A 1656-nucleotide genomic window follows, 5' to 3' on the forward strand; every position below is an offset into this window, starting at 1 on the left:
CCCAGATCTCAGACCGCTGAACCGCAGAATAGTAGATGCGACGTCGCTGCTTCATGCCCACACTCCATCTCTGCTAAAAGATTAGAGTGTTGCACCGACCGGTTGAGTCCACCGGGCATAGCGGACATTGAGCAGGACGTACCGCCCTCCTGTAACTGCAACCACGAATTTGCTAGCACCAAATATCCCGAATAAACGCGGTCGCGCGTACCCCGCGTTTTTCACGCGGCCCAGAGGGCCGGAGCCCGTGCTGGGTCCTCCGTCGCGAGCCTTGTCTTCCATGTGGTTTTCGTGCGGCTCGTGGTATGGTTCTCGGTACGGACACCTCCACGTGCGGGGGCAGCCATGGTCGAATATCCTGACAGACGGATCGACTACCGCGAGCAAGGATCGGGGCCGACCATTCTTTTCGTGCCCGGCTCATGGAGTACGGGAGCACTGTGGCGTGGTGTGATCGCTCTCTTAGGAGATAGCTTTCGGGCGGTGACAACGAGCCTGCTCGGTTATGGCGACACCGAAGAGCGCCGCACCCCGGACGACATTTCTATCGAACGGGAGATCGACGTCGTCGAGGCCGTCATCCAGCGCACCAACAGCGCTGTCCACCTCGTTGGGCATTCGTGGGGTGCCACGGTATGCTTGGCGACCGTCCTCCGTGACCGGACCAAGATCGCAAGCATGACCTTGATCGAGGCGACCCCGTTCAATCTGCTTCGCCACTCCGGCGATCTCGCGCTGTACGAGCAAGTGCGCGCGATAGCCGACGCTTATGTCCGCTCGTGTGACGACGGAAAGCTACTGGCTGCGCGGAGCATCATCGACTTCTACGGCGGTGACGGCAGCTTTGACGCCCTCCCAGCGCGGACCCGGGACTACATTGTTGCCACCACGCCGACGAACGTTCTCGACTGGTCGTCAGCGTGGGGTTTCGATGTGCCGCTTGCCGCCTATGCAGGCATCGCTGCGCCGAGCCTCTTCGTGCGAGGCGAGCGCGGTCATCCAGTCATTCAGCGCGTCGCCGAGGTGCTGACTAACGCAGTCTCCAGATCATCGCTGGTGACCGTTCCCGGCGCCAGTCATTTCATGATCGCGACCCATGCGTCGGATGTCGCGAGGCTCATCCGTGAGCACGTCGCGACGGTCGAGACGCTGCGCTAGTTTAGCGACCGATCCGCACGGCATCGGCTCGATCTCGCCGGGATCGGCGGCGCAAGCGTCCAAGGGAGGCCGTAGAGCGCGCCGGGAGTGCTCCTGGGAGTGCCTATCGCACCGCCCTTCGCTCCGCCGCCACGTCGGCTTCGAGCATCTCAAGCTGGCTCGCCAGACCGCTGAAGGTCCGGCCTATGTTCGTCAAAGAGCGCTTGCGGAAAGGACCACACGGTTTTGCCGTACGCGCGTTCGCTTGTTCGCCACATTGTTTCCCGGCCTTGTCGACATTGCCGGGAAAAATGCTGGCGAGACGAACTCTCAGAGCCGCTCGCCCGCACGAAGCCTCGGGCTCACGGAGAGCAATCCGCCCTGCCCGCACCTCTCGCGCCCGACGCTGCCGCGTCCACCGCAACCCGGCTCGCGAAACGTGACGACACATGATCGCCCCTCAAGGTTAGAGCTGGGATGGGCGACACATACGACAAATCCGAATTTCGGTAAAGTGGA

The 1656-nt window shown here is 62.2% G+C and carries 1 protein-coding gene; it reads left to right on the top strand.

Features of this window, described 5'->3' with window-relative positions:
- The first annotated feature begins 345 nt into the window (after positions 1-345).
- Entirely contained in the window at positions 346-1158 is an 813-nt protein-coding gene (locus tag AC630_RS41780) for an alpha/beta fold hydrolase (RefSeq protein WP_074124268.1), read from the top strand.
- Positions 1159-1656 lie beyond the last annotated feature (498 nt).

Origin of the sequence: Bradyrhizobium sp. AS23.2 (genome assembly GCF_001908185.1) — a bacterium.
In the GTDB taxonomy this organism is placed as follows: domain Bacteria; phylum Pseudomonadota; class Alphaproteobacteria; order Rhizobiales; family Xanthobacteraceae; genus Bradyrhizobium.